General features: G+C 60.7%; 24 protein-coding genes, 1 tRNA gene and 1 pseudogene. 5 read left to right on the top strand and 21 right to left on the bottom strand.

Going from position 1 to position 26,390, the window contains the following annotated elements; genetic code table 11:
• Window positions 1-18 precede the first annotated feature (18 nt).
• On the top strand, window positions 19-3,048 hold the full coding sequence (locus BISU_RS12035; protein ID WP_024463054.1) for a DUF4422 domain-containing protein: 3,030 nt from the start codon (window positions 19-21) through the stop codon (window positions 3,046-3,048).
• Window positions 3,049-3,062: 14 nt separating this feature from the next.
• On the opposite strand, the gene BISU_RS05635 is transcribed toward BISU_RS12035, so the two are convergent.
• The 3 genes from BISU_RS05635 to BISU_RS05625 form a co-directional block, all read right to left on the bottom strand.
• A complete protein-coding gene (locus BISU_RS05635) occupies window positions 3,063-4,295 on the bottom strand; it encodes an acyltransferase (RefSeq protein WP_226839105.1) in 1,233 nt (410 codons plus the stop codon).
• Complete coding sequence (locus tag BISU_RS05630; protein ID WP_024463052.1) at window positions 4,282-6,117, bottom strand: DUF6020 family protein; 1,836 nt, start codon at window positions 6,115-6,117, stop codon at window positions 4,282-4,284. Before BISU_RS05630 ends, BISU_RS05635 begins: the two co-directional genes overlap by 14 nt.
• A 135-nt stretch (window positions 6,118-6,252) precedes the next feature.
• Window positions 6,253-6,435, bottom strand: a complete 183-nt coding sequence (locus BISU_RS05625; protein ID WP_024463051.1) for a hypothetical protein — start codon at window positions 6,433-6,435, stop codon at window positions 6,253-6,255.
• Between the two features lie 253 nt (window positions 6,436-6,688).
• Between BISU_RS05625 and BISU_RS05620 the strand changes: the two genes are divergently transcribed.
• On the top strand, window positions 6,689-7,645 hold the full coding sequence (locus BISU_RS05620; RefSeq protein ID WP_024463050.1) for a glycosyltransferase family 2 protein: 957 nt from the start codon (window positions 6,689-6,691) through the stop codon (window positions 7,643-7,645).
• 1 nt (window position 7,646) lies between these two features.
• On the opposite strand, the gene BISU_RS05615 is transcribed toward BISU_RS05620, so the two are convergent.
• From BISU_RS05615 to rpsF, 8 genes are all read right to left on the bottom strand, one after another.
• Window positions 7,647-8,513 (bottom strand): YaaA family protein, encoded by an 867-nt coding sequence (locus tag BISU_RS05615; RefSeq protein WP_024463049.1) that lies wholly within the window; start codon window positions 8,511-8,513, stop codon window positions 7,647-7,649.
• A gap of 212 nt (window positions 8,514-8,725) precedes the next feature.
• Window positions 8,726-9,070, bottom strand: coding sequence for a hypothetical protein (locus BISU_RS05610; protein ID WP_024463048.1), 345 nt, complete (start codon window positions 9,068-9,070; stop codon window positions 8,726-8,728).
• 111 nt (window positions 9,071-9,181) lie between these two features.
• Window positions 9,182-9,664 (bottom strand): Fur family transcriptional regulator, encoded by a 483-nt coding sequence (locus tag BISU_RS05605; RefSeq protein ID WP_024463047.1) that lies wholly within the window; start codon window positions 9,662-9,664, stop codon window positions 9,182-9,184.
• Between the two features lie 163 nt (window positions 9,665-9,827).
• Entirely contained in the window at window positions 9,828-10,571 is a 744-nt protein-coding gene (locus BISU_RS05600; protein ID WP_024463046.1) for a siderophore-interacting protein, read from the bottom strand.
• Between the two features lie 478 nt (window positions 10,572-11,049).
• Window positions 11,050-11,496 carry a 50S ribosomal protein L9 gene (gene rplI / locus BISU_RS05595; RefSeq protein ID WP_024463045.1) on the bottom strand — a complete coding sequence of 149 codons (447 nt, stop codon included), beginning with the start codon at window positions 11,494-11,496 and terminating at the stop codon, window positions 11,050-11,052.
• A 14-nt stretch (window positions 11,497-11,510) separates the two neighbouring features.
• Window positions 11,511-11,759, bottom strand: a complete 249-nt coding sequence (gene rpsR / locus BISU_RS05590; protein WP_024463044.1) for a 30S ribosomal protein S18 — start codon at window positions 11,757-11,759, stop codon at window positions 11,511-11,513.
• A gap of 127 nt (window positions 11,760-11,886) precedes the next feature.
• Window positions 11,887-12,531, bottom strand: coding sequence for a single-stranded DNA-binding protein (locus BISU_RS05585; protein WP_024463043.1), 645 nt, complete (start codon window positions 12,529-12,531; stop codon window positions 11,887-11,889).
• 255 nt (window positions 12,532-12,786) lie between these two features.
• Entirely contained in the window at window positions 12,787-13,083 is a 297-nt protein-coding gene (gene rpsF, locus BISU_RS05580; RefSeq protein WP_024463042.1) for a 30S ribosomal protein S6, read from the bottom strand.
• Window positions 13,084-13,353: 270 nt separating this feature from the next.
• Here rpsF and BISU_RS05575 point away from each other — a divergent pair, with 270 nt between their 5' ends.
• Complete coding sequence (locus tag BISU_RS05575) at window positions 13,354-14,367, top strand: ribose-phosphate diphosphokinase (protein ID WP_024463041.1); 1,014 nt, start codon at window positions 13,354-13,356, stop codon at window positions 14,365-14,367.
• A 604-nt stretch (window positions 14,368-14,971) separates the two neighbouring features.
• Here BISU_RS05575 and BISU_RS05570 read toward each other — a convergent pair.
• From BISU_RS05570 to BISU_RS05560, 3 genes are all read right to left on the bottom strand, one after another.
• Window positions 14,972-15,748 carry an ion channel gene (locus tag BISU_RS05570; protein WP_024463040.1) on the bottom strand — a complete coding sequence of 259 codons (777 nt, stop codon included), beginning with the start codon at window positions 15,746-15,748 and terminating at the stop codon, window positions 14,972-14,974.
• 78 nt (window positions 15,749-15,826) lie between these two features.
• Window positions 15,827-16,957, bottom strand: coding sequence for a YeiH family protein (locus BISU_RS05565; protein WP_024463039.1), 1,131 nt, complete (start codon window positions 16,955-16,957; stop codon window positions 15,827-15,829).
• A 496-nt stretch (window positions 16,958-17,453) separates the two neighbouring features.
• Window positions 17,454-18,269, bottom strand: a complete 816-nt coding sequence (locus BISU_RS05560; protein ID WP_024463038.1) for a LysR family transcriptional regulator — start codon at window positions 18,267-18,269, stop codon at window positions 17,454-17,456.
• 253 nt (window positions 18,270-18,522) lie between these two features.
• Here BISU_RS05560 and BISU_RS05555 point away from each other — a divergent pair, with 253 nt between their 5' ends.
• Window positions 18,523-18,813, top strand: coding sequence for a chorismate mutase (locus BISU_RS05555; protein ID WP_024463037.1), 291 nt, complete (start codon window positions 18,523-18,525; stop codon window positions 18,811-18,813).
• A gap of 168 nt (window positions 18,814-18,981) precedes the next feature.
• Here the strand turns inward: BISU_RS05555 and BISU_RS05550 are convergent, their stop codons facing one another.
• Entirely contained in the window at window positions 18,982-19,605 is a 624-nt protein-coding gene (locus BISU_RS05550; RefSeq protein WP_024463036.1) for a Type 1 glutamine amidotransferase-like domain-containing protein, read from the bottom strand.
• A gap of 286 nt (window positions 19,606-19,891) precedes the next feature.
• A complete protein-coding gene (locus tag BISU_RS05545) occupies window positions 19,892-20,572 on the bottom strand; it encodes a DsbA family protein (RefSeq protein ID WP_051245986.1) in 681 nt (226 codons plus the stop codon).
• 876 nt (window positions 20,573-21,448) lie between these two features.
• Between BISU_RS05545 and BISU_RS05540 the strand changes: the two genes are divergently transcribed.
• Window positions 21,449-21,534: transfer RNA gene (locus tag BISU_RS05540), tRNA-Leu, on the top strand.
• 67 nt (window positions 21,535-21,601) lie between these two features.
• Here the strand turns inward: BISU_RS05540 and BISU_RS05535 are convergent.
• The 5 genes and pseudogenes from BISU_RS05535 to BISU_RS05515 form a co-directional block, all read right to left on the bottom strand.
• Complete coding sequence (locus tag BISU_RS05535; protein WP_024463035.1) at window positions 21,602-22,705, bottom strand: ribokinase; 1,104 nt, start codon at window positions 22,703-22,705, stop codon at window positions 21,602-21,604.
• Between the two features lie 31 nt (window positions 22,706-22,736).
• A complete protein-coding gene (gene rbsD / locus BISU_RS05530; RefSeq protein WP_024463034.1) occupies window positions 22,737-23,132 on the bottom strand; it encodes a D-ribose pyranase in 396 nt (131 codons plus the stop codon).
• 325 nt (window positions 23,133-23,457) lie between these two features.
• Window positions 23,458-23,733: pseudogene (locus BISU_RS05525) on the bottom strand (substrate-binding domain-containing protein); the annotation flags it as partial.
• Window positions 23,734-24,732 carry an ABC transporter permease gene (locus BISU_RS05520; protein WP_024463032.1) on the bottom strand — a complete coding sequence of 333 codons (999 nt, stop codon included), beginning with the start codon at window positions 24,730-24,732 and terminating at the stop codon, window positions 23,734-23,736.
• A gap of 1 nt (window position 24,733) precedes the next feature.
• The gene (locus BISU_RS05515) at window positions 24,734-26,257 is read right to left on the bottom strand and encodes a sugar ABC transporter ATP-binding protein (protein WP_024463031.1); all 1,524 of its coding nucleotides are present in this window, start codon (window positions 26,255-26,257) and stop codon (window positions 24,734-24,736) included.
• Between the last annotated feature and the right edge of the window lie 133 nt (window positions 26,258-26,390).

Raw genomic sequence — 26,390 nt, 5'->3', positions numbered from 1 at the left:
ACCTGATTGCGAGGATCCATGCCCAAGATTTCCATCATCGTTGCGGCCTACAACGTCGAAGCGTATCTCGCCGACTGTCTGGCGAGCATCTCGGCGCAGACTTTCCCGGATTTCGAAGCCATCGTCGTCGATGACGCCAGCACCGATGCCACGGCGCAGATCCTCGAAGCGGCCGCCGACAAGGACCCGCGCATCGTCGCAGTGACGCACGAAAGCAATCAGGGCCTGCATCTGGTGCGCAAAACCGGCGTCGAACACGCCAGCGGCGACTATGCGTTCTTCCTCGATGGCGACGACGCGATCGCGCCGGATTTCTGCAAGGAACTGGCATCCGAAATAGCTGGTCATCCCGCCGATATCCTGCATTTCGGACTCGATGTCGTCGGCAGCAACGGCATCCTCGAAAGCGAATGCCAGGCCTTCGAAGCCTTCAACAATGCGCCGACCGACGACGCCGCAGGTGAGGATATCCTGCGCAATATCTTCGACCCCGAGCGCGGTCAGCAGGTCGATTGGCGCGTGACGCAGCGCCTGATGCGCACCGAGCTGCTGAAATCCGCATTCGGCGCGATGACCGGCGAGCGCCTAGAACGCGCCGAGGACGGCTACGAATGCTTCGTCATCAGCGCGCTGGCCTCCTCGTACCGCTCCTTCAAGCAGTGCCGAGGCTATATCTATCATTACGGGCGCGGGGTCACCGGCACCAACGAGATCAGCTCGGATACCTACGCCCGGTTCTGCGCGCAGTTCAAGGCCTGCCTCGATGCCGCCGGCGACTTCACGCAGCAGCACGGCCTCGCATGGACGCGGGAATCGCTGCTTGGCTTCGAGCACAAGGCCATCGAGCTGCTCGCCAACGATTGGAACGTGCGCGTGCCCGACGCCGAGAAGCCAGCGGCGGCGAAGGCCATGGCCGAGGTGTTCGGCCCGGAGATCACAGCGCGCGAGATCTACCGATTCGTGCGCGACCGCGCCTATGAGTTCTTGGAGCAAAAAAACGTTCCCAACGAAGGCGACCGGCTTTTCACTGCTCTGGCCGTTGCCCGATCCTTCACGGATCTAGACCCGCAGTCCTCTGCGTTTCCGCGTTACCTATGGATGAAAGACAAAGCCGAAAATCATATGACACAATTGCAACCGGCATACAATCGCATCGAAGCACATCGAAGCCAATCCACGCGCATCTTCGTGACCTCGCACAAACGCGCCGACATGCCCGCCAGCGACATCCTGCAGATGGTTCAGGTCGGCCCCGGAAACACGACGGACCGCTTCCTCGACGCCTTCCATGACGACACCGGCGACAACATCTCCGCCAAGAACCCGATGTACTGCGAACTGACCACGCAATACTGGGCATGGAAAAACGCCAAAGCCGATTACTACGGCTTCTGCCACTACCGGCGATATTTCGACTTCTCCGACGTCGAGCACGAGGAGAACCCCTACGGCGAGATCATGGACGACTACATCGACGCCGAGGCGACCGCCAAATACGGCCTCGACGACGACGCCATCGCCAAGTCGATCGCCGGCTACGACGTCGTCACGACCGGGATCAAGGATCTGCGCGGCATCATCAACGGCCTAGGCACGCCCAAAGCCGTCTGGGCTGCGGCGCCATATCTGCTCAATCGCGACCTGCGGCACGTCTATGACATCCTGTGCGCCATGCACCCGGACTATGCCAAGGACGCCAACGACTTCCTCGACGGGCATTACTCGTGCTTCTGCAATATGTTCATCATGAAGAAGGACATCTTCTTCGACTACTGTGCATGGCTCTTCCCGATCCTCGAGGAGTTCGAGCGCACTACCGACATGAGCCGCTACAGCAAGGAGGCGCTACGCACGCCCGGCCACCTCTCCGAACGGCTGCTCAACATCTACCTCATGCATCACAAGCGCATCGGCAGCGGGTGGAAGACCAAGGAACTGCAATGCGTGCACTTCACCAATCCCGAACCGGAGCACGTGCTCGAGCCGCTGCAGGGCGTCAAGGACCCGTCTACGATCATCCCGGTCGTCTTCGCCGCCGACAACAACTACGTGCCCATGCTCACCACGACCATCTACTCCGCCATGAAGAACGCCGATCCGAAGCGCCGCTATGACGTCACCGTGCTGCAGAAGGACATCGACGGGCAGAACCAGCAGACCATGCGCGAGTTCTTCTCCCGATTCTCCAATATGAACCTGCGCTTCGTGAACGTCGACCGCAAAATCGCCGGCTACGACCTGTCCACCAACAACCAGCACATCAGCAACGAGACCTACTACCGCTTCCTCATCCAGGAGATACTGCCCTTCTACTCGAAGGTGCTCTACCTGGATTCCGACATCATCGTCACCGGCGACATCGCCGCGCTGTACGACACCGAGCTGGGAGACAATCTGCTCGCCGCCTGCCGTGACATCGACTACCTGGGCAACCTGAACATCAAAATCGACAACAAGCGCATCGCCTATTCAAAGGACATCCTGGGCATGCGCAACCCCTACGACTACTTCCAGGCGGGAGTCCTCGTACTCAACACCGCGGCGATGCGCAGCCATTACAGCATCGGCCAGTGGCTCGAATACGCCTCGAACCCGGACTTCATCTACAACGACCAGGACGTGCTCAACGTGCATTGCGAAGGCAAGGTCACCTTCTTGGACTGGAATTGGGATGTCATCCACGACTGCGACGGGCGCGTGGCCAAAGTGTTCTCCTTCGCGCCGAACGACATCTACGACGCCTACATGCGCTCGCGGCAGGACCCGAAGATCATCCACTACGCCGGCTATATCAAGCCCTGGGTCGACCCGGGCTGCGACTTCGCCAGCGTGTACTGGGATTACGCCCGGCGCACCCCATTCTATGAACGGCTGATCGGGCGCGTGGCCGAAGCCACGGCGGTGATGCACCTTGAAGCCAAGAAGCACCAGCCGGCCCTCGGCGACGGCAACCCGCTGCGCAAGGTCATCGACCCCATCGCGCCGCTGGGCTCGAAGCGCCGCGAGGCGCTGAAAGCCGCCGGGCGGCTCGTGCGCGGAAGAAAGTAGGCGGGCTGGGCTTGCTATGGCCTCGTGCGGCGCTGTGTGAACCGCTTGCGCTGTGCGAACCGTTTACATTGTGCGATCAGGGCCTTGCCGCAGACCACGGCGAGCGCAGTCACGGCGTATACCAGCATCGCCTTGGCCACGGGATACCGGCTGATGACCTCGTTCCAACGCAGACTCACGCCCATCCAATTGATGACGACGATGTGGAACAGGTACACGCCCAATGATGCCCCTGATACCACAGTAAGCAGCTGGACGCCCCTGCGCCCGAGGCCGTGCAGATACGGCTCGCATGCCTGCAGCATCAGGAACAGCGCAACTGTTTGCAGCACACACAGCGGCGAGGTCAACCCCACGAAATAGGGATCATAGTGGGCATGCACGCCACCGGCCTGATGATATCCGTTCGACCGCAGGCCCAAGAACGCCATGCCTGCGCTGGAAAGCGCGAACACCGCCAAACCTATGGCGATCTGATGCCGTATAGGCTTCCAGTATTCATGCAGATAATACCCTGCGAGGAAATAGAGCAGCGACACCGAGGAGAACAACGGCCAGCCGAATGCGGTCTGCGCATACGCAGGATTCATGCCCAGCCGCGCGAGCAGCGGCAGTCCTACGCTCACAAAAGCCGTCAGCCCGAGCATGTACTCCATGCAGCGCTTGCTGCGCACAGCGTACGAAAGCACTGGTACAAGCAGATACAGGTAGATGATCGCGTAGAAGAACCAGTACGTGTCGTTGATCTGATTGAGCAGGAAACGCTTGGCGAAGTCCACCGCGCCGAATGCCCCGGCGAAGGATTGCGCGCCATAAAAGGCTTGCGGGAATGCGCAGAACAGCGCGTAGCACACCATGCTGCCCAGGAGCAAGGCCCGGCCTGTCTTCCATAATCGCCTGCGGAAGAAGACCCCGGTGGAATACCGATCGCGGTAGCCAAGCAGATTCATGCCGCTGATCATGAAAAAGATCGGCACCGCGAATATGGCGGCGGATTGCAGGCAGACCATAATCGCCCATGCCCGGGTCGGACTCGGCGTGTACACGGGAAGCGTGGTGTGCAGCAGCACGACCGCGAAGCAGGAAAGGATATTGAGCACATAGACGAATCTGAGCGCCGGATGCTTCTGAGCGGCTGCCGCACTGGCGTTGCTGTTGCTGCTGGCGTCCGTGTTGCTGATCCCTGTGTCGCGGGTATCAGCGCCGTCGTCTGCCACGGCATTGCCTGCCATGTTAACGCTCGTCATGCTTTCCGTCCTCTCCAGCGGCTTGATTGCCTGCCGGCTCATGTTCCCATGCCGCCACCACGGCGAGTGCGAGCGGCACCATCATGATCTGCGGAGCCGCATAGCGCATCGCCTCAATGGTTTCCGAAGTGGGCGACACCCAGAGCAGCAGGAAGGAAATCAGGAACGGCGACACTGCAGCCAACCGCAGCCAGCCGTCGGCCCGTCGTCGGCGCAGGCATTCATAGCAGATGAACGCCGCCATCCAAGTCGTCCATATTGCGCGGGAGAACACCAGCCGGATACCAGGAATGTTCTCGATCGCGTTCACGGCGTCTTCGACATTCTTGCCGTGTTCAGCGCCGGAATACGATAATCCGATTCTGTCATGACCTTCGAAGAAAGCATGGTCTGTGCCTTGGGCGTACACCGGAAGCAGACGCAGCTCCGATTGCCCCCCCTCATTCGCCGACACCAATGGCGGCAAGGCCAGCCAGTCATATTCGAGCCCGGCGAAGGCTGCGACGTAGGTTCCGGGATGGTCGAAGAATTCCAGCAGCCACGCCTGCATGAAACCGCTCAGGCAGGCGTCTTTATGCGGGTCCCACACATATCCTTTCACCGGATCGGCGATGGTGGTGACATAGCGCTTCGCCGAGCTCATCGGGACGACGCATTCGAGTGCTTTCCGGCGTTGCGGGTCGAGGCTCGCGCCATGGTCGCGCAGCACACGCGCCGACTGTTGTATGGGGATCGTCAGCATCTCCTGTTTGCCGCCCGGCGCGATCCCGGCTGCCGGGAAGACCGCTTTCGGCAGCAGCGCCATCATCGTCGCCGCGACGGCGAGCGCCACAAGCGCAATGCGCCAGCGGAACCGTGCGCCCGCTGCGAAGAGCAGGACGATCGCCGTGAGCACGACGACATACAGTCCGGTCTTCTTCGTCAGCGCGATCGCAAGGGCGCAGAGCAGAAAGGCCGCGAGGCCCAACGGGCTTTTCAGCGCGACGCCGCGCGTGCGGACGATGCTTATGGATTGCATGAAGAACGCCAGCATCAGGGGCAGGAACAGCGAATCCTTCACCATAGTGATGGAATACATGGGGAAGATCGGGAAGAGGCAGATAAAGATCAGCGACGCCATCGTCATGCGATGCGACGCATGGATACCATGCATGAACTGGAGCGAATGCGCGAACACGCCGGCAGCGACGGCCGACTGCACGATCGAATAGAGGAAGATGCCCAGGTCTCCCGATCCTATGCGGTTGCCGAGGTCGACGAACATGCCGAATACCGCCGTATCCAGCACCGGATGGTGATCCGTCAGCTGCCCGCTGGTGAACAGATTCGGCAGGTTGTTCCATTGCAGCAGCTGGTTGGAGGTGTCGTACCACATCACCCCCGGATAGAGGTATATGACGTACGGGGCCCAGCACGCCAGGATGATGGCCGTCAGTGCGAGCCAGGGCTTCCACCCGCCCGCGAAACCCAGTCGGAAGGACGCCCCTTCACCATCCGGCGCATTGAGCCAGCGCATGACGCGCTCGCCGAGCAACATCGCGGCAAAAGCGAGGAATGCAACCAGCGCGATATGGCCGAAGCTTGAAACGGGGAGTTTGAGCGTATCCATGGTTTTGATGGCATTCGCCTCGACGGCCGCAAAGCCTAGGACGACGCAGAGCGCCATAAGCCCGTATCGCCGGTAGCATCGCGGGCGCCGGGAGGCTGTTCTCGGGTGCTGGGAGGCTGTTCGCAGGTGCGGGCTGTTTTCGAGCCTTTCGGCGTCGGCATGGTCCCCGCTTTCGCCCTCCACGTCGGATTCCTGTGCCGATGCATCGCTCATGACGACAATACCCCGCGTTTTTCTCTGGACGGACAAGGACAAATATACATTCGTAGTCTAGCAGCCTTGCCGCATAGCGCTTGAAAATAGAATCCAGCCATGCCGAATGCGCGGTTCGGGCGGCATGCCGCATAGTCATATCCGCTGTCTCCGGCCCCGCCGCCGCGCCACGCACACCGCGCACGCGGTGGTCACCATATTGCCCGCTATAGTGTTCGGAAAGGCGATGGTGTAGAAGACGAAATGAAGCAGCACGACGAAGAACATCGCCAGCGTCTTCGCTACGTCATAGCCTGCAATCCGATGTTTGACCGGCATATCACCATCAATCCTTCCGTTGTTCGCGCTGCGATGTTGGGCATCCGTATTGGCTGTTCACGCGTTCATGGCGTGGGCGTCGTAAACGTCCCTGACGTTTCGCGACCTTTCGCCCGCCATTCGCGCATCTCGAACAGTTATACCGTACAGGTCAGAGGAAAGCGGAAAAACTGAGGAAAACGGTCTGCTTTGGCGAGGAACGCGGAGCCGAGGCGGCGAGCGCACTTACCTCCCTGCGGTTATCATGGGTTCCATGAATCTCCAGACCAGTCGCCCGCAAATCGCCGTGCTGCTCCCCTGCTATAACGAGGAGCTGACCATAGGCAAGGTGGTGCAGGACTTCCACGCGGCGCTGCCGGACGCGACCGTCTACGTGTATGACAACAATTCCACGGATCGCACCGCGCAGATCGCCGCGGAGCAGGGCGCTGTCGTACGCGCGGAGCCGCGCCAGGGCAAGGGCAACGTGATCCGAGCGATGTTCGAAGACATCGACGCCGACGTGTACATCATGGCCGACGGGGACGATACCTACCCGGCGGATGCCGCTCCGAAGATGGCTGCGAAGATCCTCGAAGGCTACGACATGGTGATCGGCGACCGGCTGAGCTCCACGTATTTCCAAGAGAACAAGCGCCCTTTCCACAACTTCGGCAACAAGCTGGTGCGCGGCTCGATCAACGGGCTCTTCTCGGCGCACGTCACCGACATCATGACCGGATACCGCGCCTTCTCATTCACCTTCGTCAAGACCTATCCGGTCCTCTCGCACGGCTTCGAAGTCGAAACCGAGATGACCATCCACAGTCTGAACAACAACCTGCGCCTGTACGAGATGCCGATCCAGTACCGCGACCGGCCGGAGGGCTCCGTCAGCAAGCTGGACACCGTGGGCGACGGCATCAAGGTGATGTCCACCATCTTCCGCATGATCCGCGAATACAAGCCCATGCCCTTCTTCTCCGGGCTCGGGCTGCTGCTGTCGCTGGCCGGATTCGGCTTCACGCTGAGCGTCATGATCGATTTCTACCGCACCGGCATGGTGGCCCGCTTCCCCACGCTGATCGGCGCGGTGATGCTCGTCATCGCGGGGCTGCTGCTCATCATCACCGGCATTATCCTTGACGTGACGGCCAAAAACGACCGCAAGGCCTTCATCGTGGAAAGCAACCGATTCGCGCTGTTTCGCCGCTCGCAGCGGGGGCGATGAATCATTCCGCCATCAAGGTGATGTGATGCCGAAGCCCGTCGTGCTTGACTTCGATGCGGCCCAAAGTGCGGGCGGCCTGCGCCACATCGACAGCTGCCCCGCCGCGCATTGCCGCACCCCGTCCAGCGTCCAACAGCGCACGGGCCAACGCCCCACGATAGTGCTTGGCCGCATGCGTAATCACCGTGCCGCGCGAATCCACGACGCGCAGATCCCACCAGTTCCCGTGCGGCGTCGTGATCCGATACGCGCCTGACCGCATATCGACCGTAGTCCCGGCAACCATAGTCTCAGCCGCGCCACGCTGGTCCGCTGCGTCGCGCGAACGGCCGCGCCCGACCGTCGCCGACACGCTTTCGTGCGCTGCCCGGCCTGCGAAGCCGCTGGATTCTCCATCCGCAGCATGTCCACGATTCTTTTCGAAGCCCGCTCTCCCAAACCCCGCTTGCGCCAGCTCCCGCCGCCAGAACGCTTTGAGACTGCCGATACCCGGCAAGGAGACGTTCATCGAGAGCCGATACGTCGGGATGAGATCCTCGCCAGTGGTAACGCCGAACAATCCTGAGAAAATACGCACGTCGTCGCCCTCGTGCAACCGCGCCGCCTCATACAGCACGCCGGTGTACACCTCGCGGGCCGGAGCGCACGGCGCGGCGAGCATATCGCGCTGCGCCACGACCTCGGGCATGATTCGCCTGCCTACGCCCAGAATCTCACCGGCATCATCCCGCTTCGACACTGCAACGAGCGCCTCAAGCACTCGCCGCCGCGCCGCGGCAAGTTCCGGATACGACAGTCCATCGAGATCGAGCACCGGCCCGTCAACAGGGGCCGTTTTGCCTTCGGAAGGCGGCAGCAGAATACGCACCCCGTCATTCTACCGGCATGTCGCGCTGCTGGTTCCCACCCGGAAGCTGCCTGATTCAGAAGGCAGCTTCCAGACACCCGCCAAGCCATCGATCGCACAATGCAAAAACGGGTGACGACTTGAAAACAAGCCATCACCCGCTGTGCGGAGTTCACTCAGTCACACGGTCTTATCCGCATTATCCGCCGCCGGCCGCATCACCTGCAAGCCGCTCAGGCGGCTAGAGCCGCCTTGAGCTCGACGAGATCCTTGACGATCTCCTCGTGCGAAGCCTCGTCGGTGTCGAAGGCGAGATGGCAGAAGGCGCAGTCGTGGTGCTCGTTGTTCTCGGTGCAGGCCTTGTCGCAGTCCTTGGCGTTGCACTCCTTGTCATTGACGCAATCGGAGTCGTGGCAGCAGTCGCCGGTGAAGCAGCAGCCGCAGCATCCACAAGCGGCAGTGCCGTGCACATGCTGCTCGGGATCAAAGCTTTTCAGCGTCTCAGCATCGACCGCGAGCCGGCCGGCGCTCTTGGTGTCGATTGCATAGGCATGTTCGTCATATCGCGTGATATCCATCATCATTTCCTTACCGTTCGGCGCGATGTGCATTCGCGCCCGCGCAGAGTTGTTTGTTAGCACAAACGGTAACGCGCCAAAGCCGCATCAGGAAGTTGTTGAAAGTGGGTATCAATCCGCCTTCGCGCTGTACGCTTCAAGGCTGAGATACCTCCTATGGCTGTCGCGCTCCTCATCGTCCTGGCCGCTGTCCCTCTTTTCGCCTTCCTCAAGCGCACGGCATTGTGCGCACAAGCCGAAGATCTCAATGGAATGCGTGATCTCCGAGAACCCCAACGACTGCGCCCTGCTATTCACCCATTGCTCAAGACCGGGAATTTCGAGTTCGACGGCCCGCCCGCATCGCCGGCACACGACATGATGGTGATGATGCCGGTCGCGGCACAGGCGGTAGAAGACCTCGCCATGCTGACGGACGGAATCCAGCTCGCCATCCTGCGCCATGATCTGCAGATTGCGATACACCGTAGCGATGCCGACATGGCGGCCTTTCGTAATGAGTCGGTTGTACACCGTCTGCATGGTGGCGAAGGTGTCGTCTTCCTGCAGCTGCTTCATAATCAGCACTCGCGCCCGGGTAACCCTCTTTATCATGGGTGCTCAGCGTTCTTCGCCAAGTCTGAAAGCGTGCCGTTCGAGTGTCGTCACGCCCTCTACTATATGTAACGATATTTGTTATCACAAGTTATGACGCGATTCCGTCGTTTTCTCTCGCCTAGCCGTTGATCATCCGCAGCTGAGCGAGCCGGGCTGCGCTTCAGCGACCCAGCATCTTGCGCCGCGCCCAATATCCCTGCACATGCGCATCGCCCTTCTGCAGGGATTCGGCATGGCGGATCGATATGCGAATCGCACGCATCATCGAGGACTCGCCTGCGGCCCAGCAATGCCAAGCCCCCGGCTCGGCGCTGCCGATTTGAAGTTTTTCTACCAGCTTCCCAAAGGCATGCAGCGCTTTCTGCGTCGGCGCATACCATACGCTCACCCGCTCATTGGACTCGATGAATCCAGTGAGATCGTGCGTTCCGGTAAGCATCACGTAGGCATGCACGCGTTCCGGCAGCGAGTCCACAATCGCCCGGATAGCCGGGAAGGCCGTCTCGTCGCCAAGCAAAACCACACCCTTGCAGCGCTCGTCGACGGCGAATGGCTGTGATCCCGCGACATTGGCGATTAGCTCGCTGCCCGCCCGCACATGCAGCGCCCACGACGCCGCTGGCCCGCTGGTCTGATGCAGGTAGAAGCTCACATCCACGCGGCTGCGATCCTGCGCATACCCGGCGATTGTGTACCTGCGCTGAACCTCGCGCCCCGCGCCCGCCGGGAACCACAGCCGTACCCAAGCGGCCGGCTCGAACAGGCTTTCCGGTAACGCATCAGGACTGATGAAAGACACCCGTTTCATCAATCCGCCGCATTCAAGCGCGGTGGAGACGACTTGGAGACGAAACTCCGGGGCGCCCATCGCCTTGAGCACAGCCCCTTGGAAACCGCGGCTCACCGGGTTCCCTCCTGCTCGCAGCCGCACAACCCCCAGCCAGCGCAGCCCTTCGCCCGAAATTCTCGCATCGAAGCATCTCCAATCCGGCCGATAACCGATATCATGCGGCGACGAACAATACCGTCTTCGCCGTGCATGGGTCTGCGCCAAGCAGAATAAATCTATAATCTACACCAAAAAATGCCTACAGAAAGCTGCATATAGAGTAGCGCTTTCTGAAAACTATGCTAATGGATGCGTGTTTCGCTGGCAAGGCCACGTATTACAAAGACGCAGCATCGGCGGAATCGCGCGGAATCATGGTCCGGAAACAAACCAGTCGCACATCAAAAAACGGTTCGCCGCCCATGTGCAAAACATGGGCGGCGAACCGTATGCTTAAGCCCGGGCCAAACAGGCTGCCCGCGCAATGCGCAACGGCGAAATGCGCTGCACACGCGCTATCAAAGCAGCTTCAACGGCCGTAGAAAGCCGAAAACTACTCCGCGACGACCTTGACGGTGAAGGAAGCGGAGATTTCCGGGTGAAGGGCCACGGTGGCGGGGAATTCGCCGGTGGTCTTGATAGTTTCGACGGCGATGCTCTTGGGATCGACCGCAGCCTTGGGAGCCAGCGCGGCGGCGATCTTCTCGGCGGACACGCCACCGAAGAGCTTGCCGGATTCCGACACCTTGGCGGCGACCTGAACGGTCACGCCCTCGATGGCGGCCTTGGCGGCGACGGCATCCTCGCGGGTGGCGACGGACTTGGCCAGACGTGCGCGGCGCATCGACTCGATCTGAGCCGCAGCACCCTTGCTCCACGCGAAGGCCAGGCCCTGCGGGATCAGGTAGTTGCGAGCGTAGCCGGGGCGCACCTCGACGACGTCACCGGAGTGACCGAGGTTGGCGACGGTCTTGGTGAGAATAACCTTGGTTTCAGCCATGTTCTCTTCTCCTATCAGCGACCGGAAGTGGCGTACGGCAGCAAAGCCATCTCGCGGGCGTTCTTCACGGCCTGCGCGATCTGACGCTGCTGCTGGACATTGACGCCGGTGATGCGGCGGGAGCGGATCTTGCCGCGATCGGACACGAACTTGCGCAGCAGCGCAACGTCCTTGTAATCGATCTCGTGGATCTTCGCCGCGCTGAGCGGGTTCGGCTTCTTCTTAATGGGTTTGACCGGTGGTTGCGGCCTTTTGCGTGACATGTGATTGTCTCCTTATTGCCAACTGATTATCTGGATTGCATCCGTGGACTGTGCTTGTAAACGCCATGCCTCATGAATGCGACTTGCCTATGAACTTATGAAATGGCCGAATGAAGGGCCGGAATTGCTAGAACTCCGGCTCGTCGCCATCGCCGCCGAAGTCGGAACTCCCGCCGAAGGACGAGAATCCGCCGCCATTCGACTGCGCGGGCGAACCCCAGGGGTCGGCCACGGGCGCGGACTGCGACGGAGCGGATGCGCCGCCGGAGTATCCTGAGCCGCCGGAATAGCCGGCACCGCCCTGATATCCGCCGTTGCCCGCGTTGCCGCCGGCATTGCGATTGCCGCCGCCGTTGTTGGCATTGTTGCCCGCGAAACCGCCGCGGTTGCCGGAGAATCCGGAACCGGAGCTTTGGCGGGTCACCTGGGCCGTGGCGTAGCGCAGCGAGGGGCCGATCTCATCGACTGTCATTTCGACGACCGTGCGATTCGTCCCGTCATTCGCCTGGTACGAACGCTGGCTGATGCGGCCCTGCGCGATCACGCGCATGCCCTTGGACAGGCTCGAAGCGACGTGGTCGGCAAGCTCGCGCCACGCGGCGCACCGCATGAACAGCGCCTGGCCGTCCTCCCACTGATTCGTGTCGCGGTTGAACGTGCGCGGGGTGGATGCGATGGTGAAGTTGGCGACGGACGCGCCGCTGCCGATCGTACGCACCTCGGGGTCAGCCGTGAGGTTGCCCACGATGGTGAGGGTTGTTTCACCTGCCATGACGTACCTTCTTCCCAGTCATTGACGATTCCAACGATTCGCATGTCTGCCGTCCTGCGTGGTTCACGCCGGGAGAGCGGGACAAGCGTCGATTCGTTCACTGTGTTTGGTTATAACGACGCCGCGTGAGTTAACAACATTGCGTGATCCAACGACACCGTATTTCATAAGCGCCGCGCATCGCGGATCTGCATTCAGGCGATATATCTGCGGATGCGCATGCAAGGTGCAGCGCATACGCGCCGCACAAGCGTGTTATTTAGCGTCCTTGCGCAGGATCTTCGTGCGGATGACGGACTCGTTGAGGTTGAGCACGCGGTCGAGCTCATTGCTCACGGCCGGCTCGCAGGCGTAGTTCACCACAACGTAGTTGCCTTCGTTCTTGCCGTCGATCTCATAGGCAAGCTTGCGGCGTCCCCAGTAATCGGGATCCTCGACGGAACCCCCTTCGTTGGTGACAAGTTCCAGATACTGCTCGGTCAGCTTCTTCAGACCGCGCTCATCCAGCTCAGGATCGGCTATGAACATCAGTTCATATTTGTGTGCAGACATCACCCACCTCCTTTGGACAGATTGGCTGCGGTCGTTCCGCAGCAGGAGTGTGTATGCAATGCACGCAGCTTGACGCTACGCGCAACCTCACAAGAATAACCTGATGTTGAGACTTCGGGCAGGTAGGAAAATGGGAAGCTCTTACAACCCGCCGTCGGCTCATGCTCCGGGATGCCTGTATATTGGAAGGCGGCTCGATTTCGGCTCAATCGTGATGGCACCCGAACACCAAGCAGCGCACGTCACATTCATGTCATGGGAAGGCGAAACATGTCGGCGATTCTCGTAGGCACTCCGGACAAGCGGCTGGTCGTTGTGACAGGCCGCGCATACCCGGAACAGGCGCAGGCGACCGCAGGGTGCCTAGGCACGCAGCTGCTGGACACCACCGCCTACGACTTCGCGAACGGCGAGATGTACGTACGCTTCACCAGGCCCGTGCGCGGGGCCGATGCCTTCGTCATTCAGGCGCATACCGATCCGATCAACACGTGGATCATGGAGCAGCTGCTCATGGTGGACGCGCTCAAGCGGGCCTCCGCCCGGTCCATCACCGTCGTCGCGCCGTTCCTCGGCTATTCGCGCCAAGACAAGAAGCATCAGGGCCGCGAGCCCATCACCGCCCGGCTCGTGTTCGATCTGTTCCACGCCGCCGGCGCCGACCGCATCATGACCGTGGACCTGCATGCCTCGCAGGAGCAAGGCTTCTTCGATGGGCCGGTCGACCATTTGACCGCCATGCCGGTGCTGCTCGACTACGTACGCGGCAGCATGTCGTTGGCCGAGGCGACTGTGGTCTCCCCCGACGCCGGGCGCATTAGGGTTTCGGAGCAATGGGCCGCTAAGCTCGGCGGACTGCCGCTCGCCTTCATCCATAAAACGCGCGACACCACCCGGCCGAATCACGCCGAGGCGCATGGCATCATCGGCGATGTCGAAGCGCGCGACTGCATCGTCGTGGACGATATGATCGACACGGCCGGCACGATCTGCGAGGCCGTGCGCACCCTGCACGACGCCGGCGCGAAAAGCGTCACGCTCGTCGCCACGCACGGGCTGCTTTCCGGGCCCGCCATCGAACGGCTCGCCAGCTGCGGCGCACGTGAAATCGTCCTCATGGATACCGTGCCCGTGCCGCAGGAGAAGCGCCTGCCGAACATGACCGTGCTGTCCGTCGCCCCGCTGCTGGCCGCCGGCATTCGCTCGGTGTTCGAATCCGGCTCCGTGAGCACGCTGCTCGACGGCCTACCGAGCGACATTCGCCCGCGCAACATCTATGCGTGATTGATATCTCATCTGTCGCGCTGCTTCGCCCGCTTCACCTGTACCTTTCGCCATTGATTAAGCACATTTCTTCATGCAGACGCCTGCGCAGGGTCTTTTGTGGCTTTGCCGAGCACTCAGGATTGGCGGAATATCAACGATTTCGGTAAACGCATACGAGGCGTCTACTTTGGCATGTGCCTAATAGACGAAAAAAGCGCTTAATAAACGTCTGAGGCCGGCGACGGTCGGCGACAGTCGATTCAAATACGTGAAGGCGCCACTGCAAAACCGCCGCAATCATCAATTAGGCACTTTTTTCGTCTATTAAGCACTTGGCAAAGTATGCCGTGAATCCAACGCCTATCGTTGTGGCGGAATTCCACCGTTTCGGGACTTTGCCATGTAGCCGTTACGGCGTGCGCGAACCCATGATCGGCTCGAATCTGCTTAATTGATTTCACCGAGCAGCCGCATACGCCTCGGAAGTCCTCTCGTCAGGTACTTCGGAAGGCCAACGAGAGCTCACGATATGCCAATCGGCGAAGGGTACGGGCTCATATCCGTCACAACAGGAAAATCGTCAGAGCCTTGGCCATGTGATTTGGTGTTGATGCCATCTGTCTCAGGCATTGTTAGCAATGCTGCCACTGGTAACGGCGGTGTCGACATTGTTATCTGCATCGTCCACATTTCCGCTGCCGCCAGCAACCTTATCGGCAACCCCGCTGCCGCCGATGCCGCCACTACCATCGTTGACAACCATGCCACCATCACTGTCAACGGCCCCGTCGCCGCCCATACCGTCAACCATCTTGCCGCCATTAGCGCTGCTGTGCATCTCTTCACGGACTTCGGCGATCATGAGCACGAATGCGATAAGCCGGCCGGTGGCGGTCATCGGCGTGTAATCGCCGAAGCCGACCGTGGCTATCGTCACGAAGGTCCACCACAGCGCCTCGGGAAACGTCCTGATCGTCGCGCCGGGAGCGTAGCGCTCCGCTTCGAGGACAGCGAGCGAGCCGACGAGCACGAGCAGCACAGCGGAGGCCGTCACGTAGATGATGATCTTGCCGCGCAGCGCCATGCCGGTGGTGCGATGCAAGGCGTTGAGCGCAGTCAGCACGCGCAGGGCGCGCAGCGGCCGGATGATGGGCAGCAGCACGACCGCGAGATCGAAGAGATGATGCTTGAAATACTCCTTGCGGTTCTCCGCCAGCACAAGCGCGATGACGTAATCCAGCGCGAAAATCAGCCATAGCGCATTCATCGCGCCATTCGCCGTGACATTCCACGAACCGCGCGGCTGCGCGAGGATCTGCCACGCATAGACTCCCAGAAACAGCACCGACAGCACTGTCAGCGGCCATTCCGTTAGCGACTCCCATTTCGTCAGCTTCATATCAGAAACAAATAACCCTTTGCAGCCGCAACGCACCGAAGCGTGGCGCAATGCGGACGGCATGACGAGCAACGTACCTTAGAAGAACAGTATGGCGATGCCGGCGGCCAGGAACATGAGCAGGATCGAGGCGAGGAAGCTGGCCAGGAAGACGCGGCGGCCTTGCGCGACGATGGCCTTGAAGTTCACGGTCAGGCCGAGTGCCGCCATAGCCATGCCGAGCACAATGTAGGCGACGTTCACCAGCTGCGCGGTGATTGCGGCGACGAAGGGCACGAAAGTGCCGATGACCGAAGCCGCGATGAAGCCGAGCATGAACCACGGGAACGCGACCACGCGCCTGCCGTCGCCGGCCACTTGGCTGTGGCGCTTATCCCACCAAATGGCGATGATAACGGCCGCGAATACCAGCATGAGCACACGTGACAGCTTCATGATCGCCGCGATGTCGACCGCGCCGAATGCGGCTCCGGCGGCCACGGCATGCGCGATCTCGTGCAGCGATGCGCCGGCTGTGATGCCGAGCTGCGTATGGCTCATGCCGGTCAGCGGGCCGAGCGCAATCTCGGCGAGCGCGAACACCGTGCCCATGATCGCCACCGTCGCCACGGCCATGGTCACGTCGTCGGCCTTTTCCGTTTCGCGTTCTTCAGGGACTCGTATCGAACCGGACAGGCCCATCACGGCCGCCGCGCCGCAGATGCCGGTGCCGCCGGCGACCAGAATCGCCAGCATCGGGTCGACGCCGAGCCTGCGTGCGATGGCGTAGGTCACCACGATGGTGAAGGTGACGACGAGTGCCGCGATGGGCAGGCATTTGATGCCCTGCGTGAAGAGCACGGTGAGGTTAAGCTTGAAGCCGAGCAGGATGATGCCCAAGCGCAGCAGCTTGTTGGAGATCAGCCCGGCAGCGTCCTTGACGCCAGCGCGGCGTTGCTGCGAAGTTCTCGCCGCAACCGCCGCACCCGCTGATGCGCCGCTCTTTGCGTTTGCCGCCGCATCGTCTGCAGTCCCGACATACCACCGGCGAATCGGGAACTGCACAAGCATGCCGATAAGCAGCGCGATAATCAACGCGCCGAACAGGCTGAACACCGGATATTGCTTGAGCCATGCGCCGATCAGCGATGCGACGAGCGCCACGACAGCGACGAATAGCATGTCAACAGTGAAGACGCGCTGCGCCCATTTCTTCTGGAACTCTCTCATAGACGCCATTCAACCGGACGCAATCAGCATCGGTCAAATCAAACCAATCAATATTTATCATTGACTATTTCGATGTTATATAGATTGCTGTGGTCATTATGCTTGCATTCACCGCAAGAACCAGCTCTTCACCAGCCCGGTCGTTCCGTTGATCAACGTTTGAGCTCAGTTTCTGCCGCTATCTGCGTTATGTGAGGCGTTAACTTGGCCTTGCAGAGGTCTATCTGCGTTATGTGAGGCGCTAATTCCTTGGCACCCCGAGTATCGCTGGCCGAAAATGGCGGTTTCTTGCCGCCCTATACTCAATGCTTCAAAAAATAGCGCCTCACATAACGCAGATAGACCTCTGCAGCACCCCAATAACGCTACACACAAGCGAGATATCTGTTTCTTGTGCAGAATTTTCGTGATTCCCAGCCACCTCGGACACTGAAAACAGCTCAATCACACGCAAGCAAACACTCAGCAGACAGATTCCCGCCCAACCACTTGCTGTTCACCCGCGCATCGCATCGACCATCGTGTGAGCCAATGCTCGTTGCGCCCGCGAAAGGCCGGACCGCGGTATCAGCGCGTAGAAGCGCCGCATGAATTCGCCGCCCAACTCGCGCGTCGGCACATGATCCGGCACAGCGGCCTGAGAGACGATCGACTGGCCAAATCCGGCAGCAAGGGAGGCTGCAATCGCCGCATTACTGGCCACCTCGATGCTGTGCGTCGGAATGGCGTCAAGGGTTTTGAACAATAGATCAGTGTAGTAGCGCACTCCGGAGCCAGACTCGCGCACCAGCCACACGCCGTCCTGCGCCCCGGCCCATACGAGCCGATCCGCACGCAGAGTGATGCGGCTCACCGATTCGTTGACGATGGGCTTCTCCACTATGCCCAATTGCGCGGTCTTCATGCCGGTGCGCTCAAGAATCGCATCGGAATTCATCGTCGCCGTGCGCAAGTCAAATCGCGCAAGCTCAGACGCCGCAGAAGCCAGCGCCGAGGGCAGCAGCACCTCGGACGCGGTATGGGAGAACAACGCAAGAAACGGCTCGCGCTGCCCGCGGCTCGCCGCGATCTGCTCGCAGACTTCGCGCCACGAGTCGCTGATGCCCGTCGCCGCACGATACAGCAGCCGCCCCGCCTCGGTCGGCGTCACATCGCTTTTCGCATGACGCTCGAATAGCGGCGCCCCGACCATCCGCTCCAGCTGCGCGATACGCGCGGAAACCGTGGACTGCGAAACCTTGAGTTCGTCGGCGGCAAGCGTGAATTGGCCGATCTCAACCACGGCGACAAGGGTTTCAAGCAAGGGAAACATGGGTCAAGCCTAGCGCGGCAACTGTCGTGGAGCTTCAAAGCACGCCGCATCAGTTGTCGCCGGCAAGCCCTATGCCTATCAAACCTTGCACCATGCTGCTGTTTATACATAAGACATACAAAGCGTTCCACATGAACACTGCAACCAGTGTCGTGCGCACATCGCAGGACGTCAAGCAAAAAGCGCAGCAGGTATTCAAGGGCCTCGGCCTCGACATGAGCACTGACGAGCAGTCCGCAGTACCATGAAAGCCGTGAATGATTCAGCTAACGACATCGAACAGGTTCGCGCCAATATTGACGGCGTTAACGAGCAGATCGTCAGACTTCTCGCCGAGCGGCAGCAGTGGGTGGCTGCAGCTGGCAGGCTCAAAAGAGACGAAAACGCCGTGCACGCCCCGGACAGAGTGGAGCAGGAGATTCGCAAGGTTCGCCGGCTGGCTACGGACTTCGCCGCCTCGCCGGACGTTGTCGAGGCGACTTTTCGCGCGATGATCGCTGCATTCACCGATTTCGAGATGGACGTGCACCGGGGCGCAAAGTAACTTCGCTTCGAAGTCTCGCATCCCGGGAAGCACGATAGCACAGTGCCGTCGCAGCTGCCTTCGCAACACCATATGCCAGCTGTTCGCGCTTCAGACACGCGCAAAATATCGCACCTGCAGAAATTTGCAGAAAGTGCGATCGGTCTCAAATTCCGTAGATTCTAGACGTTATCGTGACGCAACGGTGCGGATCTCCGCGCCGCGCACGGTGATGGCCTGCCGATTGGTGAGCGCCCTGAGATCGAGTCGGGTGTCGTTGCGAGCCAGGATTCGACTGGCGGCCCTTCCGAACAGAACATCGCGGAGATGGGGAACGACCGAGAAATCGACGAGTCTCATCCCGGTGAAATCGCCATGCAGCCTCGCGCCCTTGCGATGATCATCCATAAGCCGGATGTATTCGATATCAGGCCCGGCGACGACGGCACCCGCGGAGACTCCAATGTAGAGCTTGCCTTGGGCCACATGCTCGGCGATGAGCGAATCCGCGCCAGAACGCTTCAGCTCCTGCATCAGGAAAAAAGTGTTGCCCCCGCTGACGAACACGATATCGGCAGCATGAATCGCCTGCATGATTTCACGGTGCGAAACCGAGGAAATCTCAAGTTCCCGAGTCGCCACGCCGAGGCCGGCGAGCTTCTTCATACTTAGGCCAGTCGGCAGGCTCACCCTGTTAGCGATGCCGGCAGTCGGAATGAGCACGGCCTTACGGCCTTCGAGACTACCGAAAATACCAGGCAGTTGCCTGGCGATGCCACCGCCGAAATGCGAGGCGAGCAACAGGTTTTTCATAATTCCTCCCTCACCGTCCGCATCGCATGCGCTCGCAGCGCCCATGACGTATTCATGGTGCGACTGATCGTAGTCTCTTTGCGTTTCGAAGCATGAGTGGCATACCAGTGGCTTGGCGGGATTTCGCTCGTTGCGGGTCCCATTCGCATCACCAGCCCGCAACCGCGGCCATGGTCAATAGCAGGCCGGATCCTCCTCAGTCTGCACTTTGTCTAAGTCTTTATGTTTTCCGGGCCGAGCAGTCAAACGCAAACTCATGCAAGCCCATGTGCGCCAGTTTCGATCTTCAGTCTTGCTGAAGCGGCTTGCCGTCCGCTCCGATGGAGGGCATGGCCGTCTTGCTGCCGACCGCGGCATCGTCAAGTCCTATAGCTGCGACGAAATCGTGCGGCAGATCATTGATCGAGACGTTTTTCATGGACCAGTACTGGCCGTTGATAAGAATCGTGGGCGTCGCGAACGTACCCTGGCTAGAACGCTGCAGCTCCTTGCGCACAATCGTGTATGCAGTGACCTTTGCGATCCAATCCTTGTACTGACCCTTCACGGATTGATGAGCAACCGCGCTGTCAACCCCGGCAGCGATGGCCTGCCGGGCGATTCGCGCGTCGCTTACCGGCCGATAATCGGTCTCCGAAGGCTGGAACTTTTCATCGAACAAGCCGCTCATATATGCCAGCAGATGGTCCGGGTCGGGCTCGCCGACGTAAGCGAAGGAACTCGCTGCACGCGTGGAATACTGGTCGCTGGAGCTGCGGTCAAGAAAGGCGATGGGATGCAGCTCGATGTTGATCTGGCCTACGGCATACAGCTTCGCCAAAGTGGGTCCCAACGCACGATCCACCATGCCGCACGAGGGACACATCGGGTCGAAGAACACCGAAACCGTAGGGATCTTATTCGGGTCGGCGCCTTTGGAAACCACAAAGCCACCGGAGGAGTTGGCGTTCTTCGGTTTGTCCGACACCCCCTGCAGCTGCGTGTATTCACTGCCCTCGGACGCCGCCGCAGGGTGATTCGTCCTATAAGATCACGAATGCGATTACCGCCACCAGCACGACGGCCAGCGCCGACGCGATCACGCCGATGATCGTCTGCTGGCGACGCTCCTTCTGCGAAAAGCCAGTCTTGCCTGATTCCATGCCCATCTCCATTCGCGCTGCGCATCCTCGTGCACACATATGTTGCGCAGCCATGATACCGCTCGTAGCTGAGGCAAGAAGAACCTTTGATTCGGCCCACACTGCTTGCTCCGATCCGAAAAAGCGCGAGCCGCGATCGCGGGAAACCAAGGTCCGACGAGTCCGACGAATAGGACGGATTGGATTCCTGACTTGAAAGCTTGCTGGTCGCAGCTCAGCCTACGGCCTCGCTCTTCGCGCCCTTGGCGGTTTGCTCACTTTGCTTACAGGCAGCACACTGTGATGTCTGCTTAACGGACCTCGCACCCCCTAGACGCCTAGCCTAGTTGCTTACTAACCGTAGCTCAGCCTACGGCCTCGCTCTTCGCGCCCTTAGCGGGCGCTCAGTCGAACCTACAAACCGACGATGCCTTCGGCACCGCCCTTCGCAACCTTAGCGGTTGCTCACTTCGCCTACAGACAGCACACCGTGCTGTCCGCTTAACGGCTCAGCACTGCGCTGTTCGTTTAACGGACCTCGCACCCCCTAGACGCCTAGCCTTGTTGCTTACTAAGCGTAGCTCGGCCTCTACGGCCTCGCTCTTCGCGCCCTTGGCGGGCGCTCAGTCGAACCTACAAACAGCGCACTGCGCTGTTCGTTTAACGGTTCGACACTCCGAATTGCGGTCGTGCGCAAGACGTAGTAAGTTAGCTGCTTGTCTGCGAGTATGGCGGAATGGTAGACGCGCTATCTTCAGGTGGTAGTGAGCGAATGCTCGTGGGGGTTCAACTCCCCCTACTCGCACCAGATGAAACCCCTGCAATCATTGCGATTGCAGGGGTTTCGCATACCGCTGACAAGGGTCAGCCCGCGCTCACGCCACCGTTCCGCTCCCGAAATACTGCTTGATCTGCGCTGTGGTGCCGTAGGAATTCTGCGCTCCGGCTCCGGTCGCCGCATATGCCGAAACGTAGGAGGCGCATTGCGCGCTTTGCGCCAGAGACAGTCCGCTGGCGAGGCCGGCGAGCACGGTGCCCATGAAGGCGTCGCCGCATCCGGTCGTGTCGAGCGCATCCACGCGAACCGGTGATATGCGATGCACCTCACCGCGATCAAGCACGACGGAGCCGTCCGCGCCTAAAGTCACAATCGCCCGATCGAAGCCATACCGAGCCATGGCTGTGGCCAGATCGTGCCAATCAACCAGGTTCCAATCGCCATTCGCTGGCTCAGGCACACCAAGAAGCTGCGCCATCTCATGCTCGTTCACCAGCAGAATATCGCAGGCTTCGATGAGCTCCGCCGGTAGCTGCGCCACGAATGGCGAATCGTTGAGCAGCACGAGCATGCCCGCGTCATGGCACATCCGCGCGCATGCGGTCACCGTCTCCATCGGACTTTCCAGACACAGCCCCAGCACCGAGGAACTTGTTATGGCGTCGCGCGACGCACGGACATACTCGGGCGTCACCGAAGCGTTGGATCCCGCAGAGTACACGATGGTGTTCTCCCCGTGCGCGTCAACGGTAATCACCGTCGTGCCGCTAGGCCCGGGGACCGCGTCGACATGCGACGCATCCACACCCGCATCCTTAAGGAATCCGAGCAGAAAACCAGCATTATCGTCCTGCCCTACAGCCCCGAACATCCGCGCGTCGGCACCGATTCTGGCAGCCGCGGCAGCCTGATTGGCTGATTTTCCACCGGGCAGCAGCCGCAGCGGACCGCCGTTTATCGTCTCGCCCGGCTTCGGCAGCCGCTGCGTTACAACCGTGTAGTCGGCGTTCATCGACCCGATGACCGAGACGCCGGCGTGCGCCTGCGCGATGAAGTCCAGCAGCCGAAACGCCTCGTCACGGCCTCGGTCTGCACCTGCAGCCCGAGTTGCGGTCGCGGCCTGAACCGCGGTCGCAGCCGAAACCGCAGTCGCATGCGCACCCTCGTTCGCGGTTGCGTCCGCGCTCCCATTCTCATTCATGGCAAAGCTCCTTTCACCGTCGTCCGGCACCTCAGAACGGCACGCCGCAACGGAAGAGAACGTTCGCATACGGGGTCGTCTCCCCCGTGCGAATCACGAATTTCGCATCCTTGACGCGGGTCTTAAATCCTTCGGGACCGTCATGCGGCACATATTCGAGCCGAACAGCGAAGCGATCCCTGACCCAGGATTCGGCGACAGCGCCTTGCGCCTCCTGCGCCATAAGACCGGTTTCCAGGATCAGCTCGGGCTGCAGAGCGTCGAGCACCTGCTCGAAACGCGGCACGCCGAAGGCTACCGCCAGATCGATGACCTCGATGCCCGGCTGCACCGGCAGCCCACAATCCGAGACCACGAAAAGATCCTTATGCCGCAAGCCGGCAAGAGCGTGGGCGAGTTGGGCGTTCAAAATTCCATGTGTCAGCATAGTTCCTCCTTGATGACACTCTTTGATGACGCGAATGATACGAGCATGGTGCGGCGTTGCGCGTCCGATGCAAAGGGCCTATCACCTATCAAGATCTGCCGATCAGGCCTATCGCATGCAACGAGCACAGGGCTGCGTCAACGTCAAAACAGCATCGACGCCAGCGCCAGCATCCAGCGCCGCCGTTCAAAGCGATCAGACATGAACGGCGCTGCGCCTCATACCGCCCTGATTCGGCCCGGCCAGGCAGTCGTCACCTCGCCTGGCCGGGCCGTATCAGCTGTCTATGCCCGGTATCGGATACCGGAAATCATCGGGTATCAGGTCACTCGAAGTCGGCGACGTTCTCCTTGGTGACGGTTTTCACTTCGATCGATTGGGTCTTCTGCACCTTCTCGCCCTTGATGAGCTTCGATGCGGCTTCGACCGCCTTCTTACCGAGTTCCTTGGGCTGCTGCGCGATGGTGCCGACCATCTTGCCGCTCTTGACCGCCTTGAGACCGTCATCAGTGCCGTCGAATCCGAAGATCTTGACATCGCCGCCGGCCTTGGAACCGAGCGCCTGAATCGCGCCCAGCGCCATTTCGTCGTTCTGGGCGTATCAGTGCGCATCCTCCTTTCGACGCAGCGTGTCGAAGCTCACCGCGAAGGCGATAACCAGACCGATGACGACCTGCTGCCAGAAGGAGGAAACGTTGAGAATATTCAGGCCGTTGCGGATGACGGCGAGCAGAATCGCGCCGATGAAGGTGCCCGAGACCTTGCCTTTGCCGCCAGAGAGCGAAGCGCCGCCAATGACCACGAAAGCAATGGCGTCCATCTCATAGCCGGTGGCGGCCTGCGGCTGCGCGGAATGCAGGCGCCCCGCGATGACCAGGCCGGCGACTGCGGCGAAGATGCCTGAAAGCACGAACACCATGACCTGCGTCTTATGCACGTTGATGCCCGAAAGGCGCGAGGCCTCCATGTTGCCGCCCACCGCATACATCGAACGGCCGGCGCTCGTGAAGTTCAGGATCACCGCAGCCAGCACGCCCATGATGACCATCATCACGATGGGCACCGGAATGCCTGCCACCGTGCTGCCGAAGAAGTTGACCATGCCGGAGGTCGAGACCGGGCGCCCGTCGGAGACCACCAGCGTCAGCCCCCGCGCGACCGACATCATGGCCAGCGTGGCAATGAAGGACGGCAGCTTGAGAAAGGCGTTGGCCAAGCCAGACAATGCGCCGAAACCGGCTCCGGCAAGCAGGCCGACGATGATCGTGAGCCACGCGGGCAATCCCATGGACGCGCCGGTGTAGGCCACCATCATGCTTGAGACGGCCGCCACCGAGCCCACCGACAGATCGATGCCCGCCGCCACGATGACGAAGGTCTGGCCGAATGCCAGAATGGCGACGGTCGCGGCCTGAATGCCCACGTTGAGGATATTCGGCCCGGTCAGAAACGCGGGCGTCGCGATCGACAGGATGATGCACAGGACGACGAGGCCGAGCAGCGCGCCGTTGCGCGCCACGAACTTCTTGACCTTGTCGCCAGTGCTGATTGCGCCGGATTCATACCCTTCGCGGGGTTGCGCTTGTTGCACGGCAGTCATTTCAGTGTTCTCCTTTATTCTCGTTGATTTCAGGCTCCGCGGCCTCTTGCATATGCGACACGGCCAGCGCCATGACCTTCTCCTGGGTGGCCTCGCTCGCCGGCATCTCGCCGCTGAGATGCCCGTTGCTCATGACCAGGACTCTGTCGGACATGCCCAGCACCTCAGGCAGATCGGAGGAGGCCATCAGCACCGCGCCGCCTTTGGCGGTCACTTCGTTGATGAGTTCGTAGATCTCGACGCGAGCGCCGACGTCCACGCCTCGGGTCGGTTCGTCGAGTAGCAGCACTTTGACCTTGGCCATCGACCATTTGCCGAAGACCGCCTTCTGCTGGTTGCCGCCCGAAAGCGCACCCGTACGCTGATCGATGCTGGCCATGCGGATGCGCAGCTTGCTCGCCGTCTCCTTCTCGCGTTTGCGCTGGCCGCCGCGGTCGATGAAGCCCATGCGTGAGGTGGGAATCATGGTGGCCAGTCCCAGATTCTCGGCCACCGAGGCATCCAGTATCAGCCCTTGATCGCGTCGATCCTCGGGAACCAGCCCGACGCCGGCGGCGATGGTTCTGGCGATGGACGCCTTGGGCACCGCCTTGCCGTCAACCGTGACGCTGCCGGAATCGTAGGAATCCGCGCCGAAAATCGCGCGAATCACCTCGGTGCGGCCGGCTCCCACCAGTCCCGCCAAGCCGACGACTTCGCCGGCTCGCACTTCGAAGGAGACGCTGTTGATCTCGTCACCGCGCGTGAGTCCGTCGACTTTGAGCATGACCTTGCTTGGCTTGCCTGCCACGCGCGGGAACTGGTTCTCGATGCTGCGGCCGACCATGAGCTTCACGAGTTCGGATTCCGGCGTCGATGCCGGCACAGTGCCGACATACTGCCCGTCACGCAGCACGGTGACGACGTCGCCGACACGCGCGATTTCGTCCAAATGGTGCGAGATGAACACCATGCCCACGCCTTTGGCCTTGAGATCGGCCATGATCGAGAAGAGCTGCTCGCACTCCTTGCGCGTCAGCGCGGCCGTCGGCTCGTCGAGAATCAGAATCGACGCATCCTGCATCAGCGCCTTGGCGATTTCCACCATCTGCTGACGGGCCACGCCCAAAGCTCCCATCGGCGTCGAGACATCCTCGTTGAGGCCGATAAGCGCAAGGGCCTCGCGCGCTTTGCACTTCATGGTGGCGCGGTCGACGAACCCGCCTTTGGTAGGCAGCGCGCCCAGGAACAGATTCTCCATGATGGAGAGTTCGGGGACCATGTTGAGTTCCTGATGGATCACGGCGATGCCGAATCGGCGGGCGGCGTCCACGTTCGGGATGCGCACCTCCTTGCCGTCGATCTCGATGCGGCCCTCATCGGGCTGGTAGATGCCGCTCATCATTTTGATTACGGTCGATTTGCCGGCGCCGTTCTCGCCGAGCAGGACGTGGACCTTGCCCGGTTCGACGGCGACCGAAACCCTATCGACCACTTTGGAGCTGCCGAATATCTTCGACACCCCCACAAGGGATAATTGGGTCATATTCTCTCGCTTTCCTTGCCGGAACCGGCTTCGCTGCCGGATCCGACGTCGCGTATTCACCGCGCCACGGTCGTCGTTGTCGCCGCTGCGGGCCATCTGTATATAGCTGGCTTGCGCGGCATGCCGTGGCATG

It is taken from the genome of Bifidobacterium subtile (assembly GCF_000741775.1).
Classification (GTDB): Bacteria; Actinomycetota; Actinomycetes; order Actinomycetales; family Bifidobacteriaceae; genus Bifidobacterium; species Bifidobacterium subtile.
Note: the sequence above shows the minus strand (reverse complement) of the source record. Positions and strands in the feature narration are given on the sequence as shown.

Coding starts and splice junctions, on each gene's coding strand:
- BISU_RS12035 (WP_024463054.1), top strand. CDS start 19: ATGCCCAAGATTTCCATCATCGTTGCGGCCTACAACGTCGAAGCGTAT.
- BISU_RS05635 (WP_226839105.1), bottom strand. CDS start 4,295: ATGACGAGCGTTAACATGGCAGGCAATGCCGTGGCAGACGACGGCGCT.
- BISU_RS05630 (WP_024463052.1), bottom strand. CDS start 6,117: ATGAGCGATGCATCGGCACAGGAATCCGACGTGGAGGGCGAAAGCGGG.
- BISU_RS05625 (WP_024463051.1), bottom strand. CDS start 6,435: ATGCCGGTCAAACATCGGATTGCAGGCTATGACGTAGCGAAGACGCTG.
- BISU_RS05620 (WP_024463050.1), top strand. CDS start 6,689: ATGAATCTCCAGACCAGTCGCCCGCAAATCGCCGTGCTGCTCCCCTGC.
- BISU_RS05610 (WP_024463048.1), bottom strand. CDS start 9,070: ATGGATATCACGCGATATGACGAACATGCCTATGCAATCGACACCAAG.
- BISU_RS05605 (WP_024463047.1), bottom strand. CDS start 9,664: ATGATAAAGAGGGTTACCCGGGCGCGAGTGCTGATTATGAAGCAGCTG.
- rplI (WP_024463045.1), bottom strand. CDS start 11,496: ATGGCTGAAACCAAGGTTATTCTCACCAAGACCGTCGCCAACCTCGGT.
- rpsR (WP_024463044.1), bottom strand. CDS start 11,759: ATGTCACGCAAAAGGCCGCAACCACCGGTCAAACCCATTAAGAAGAAG.
- BISU_RS05585 (WP_024463043.1), bottom strand. CDS start 12,531: ATGGCAGGTGAAACAACCCTCACCATCGTGGGCAACCTCACGGCTGAC.
- rpsF (WP_024463042.1), bottom strand. CDS start 13,083: ATGTCTGCACACAAATATGAACTGATGTTCATAGCCGATCCTGAGCTG.
- BISU_RS05575 (WP_024463041.1), top strand. CDS start 13,354: ATGTCGGCGATTCTCGTAGGCACTCCGGACAAGCGGCTGGTCGTTGTG.
- BISU_RS05570 (WP_024463040.1), bottom strand. CDS start 15,748: ATGAAGCTGACGAAATGGGAGTCGCTAACGGAATGGCCGCTGACAGTG.
- BISU_RS05565 (WP_024463039.1), bottom strand. CDS start 16,957: ATGAGAGAGTTCCAGAAGAAATGGGCGCAGCGCGTCTTCACTGTTGAC.
- BISU_RS05560 (WP_024463038.1), bottom strand. CDS start 18,269: ATGTTTCCCTTGCTTGAAACCCTTGTCGCCGTGGTTGAGATCGGCCAA.
- BISU_RS05550 (WP_024463036.1), bottom strand. CDS start 19,605: ATGAAAAACCTGTTGCTCGCCTCGCATTTCGGCGGTGGCATCGCCAGG.
- BISU_RS05535 (WP_024463035.1), bottom strand. CDS start 22,705: ATGAATGAGAATGGGAGCGCGGACGCAACCGCGAACGAGGGTGCGCAT.
- rbsD (WP_024463034.1), bottom strand. CDS start 23,132: ATGCTGACACATGGAATTTTGAACGCCCAACTCGCCCACGCTCTTGCC.
- BISU_RS05520 (WP_024463032.1), bottom strand. CDS start 24,732: ATGACTGCCGTGCAACAAGCGCAACCCCGCGAAGGGTATGAATCCGGC.
- BISU_RS05515 (WP_024463031.1), bottom strand. CDS start 26,257: ATGACCCAATTATCCCTTGTGGGGGTGTCGAAGATATTCGGCAGCTCC.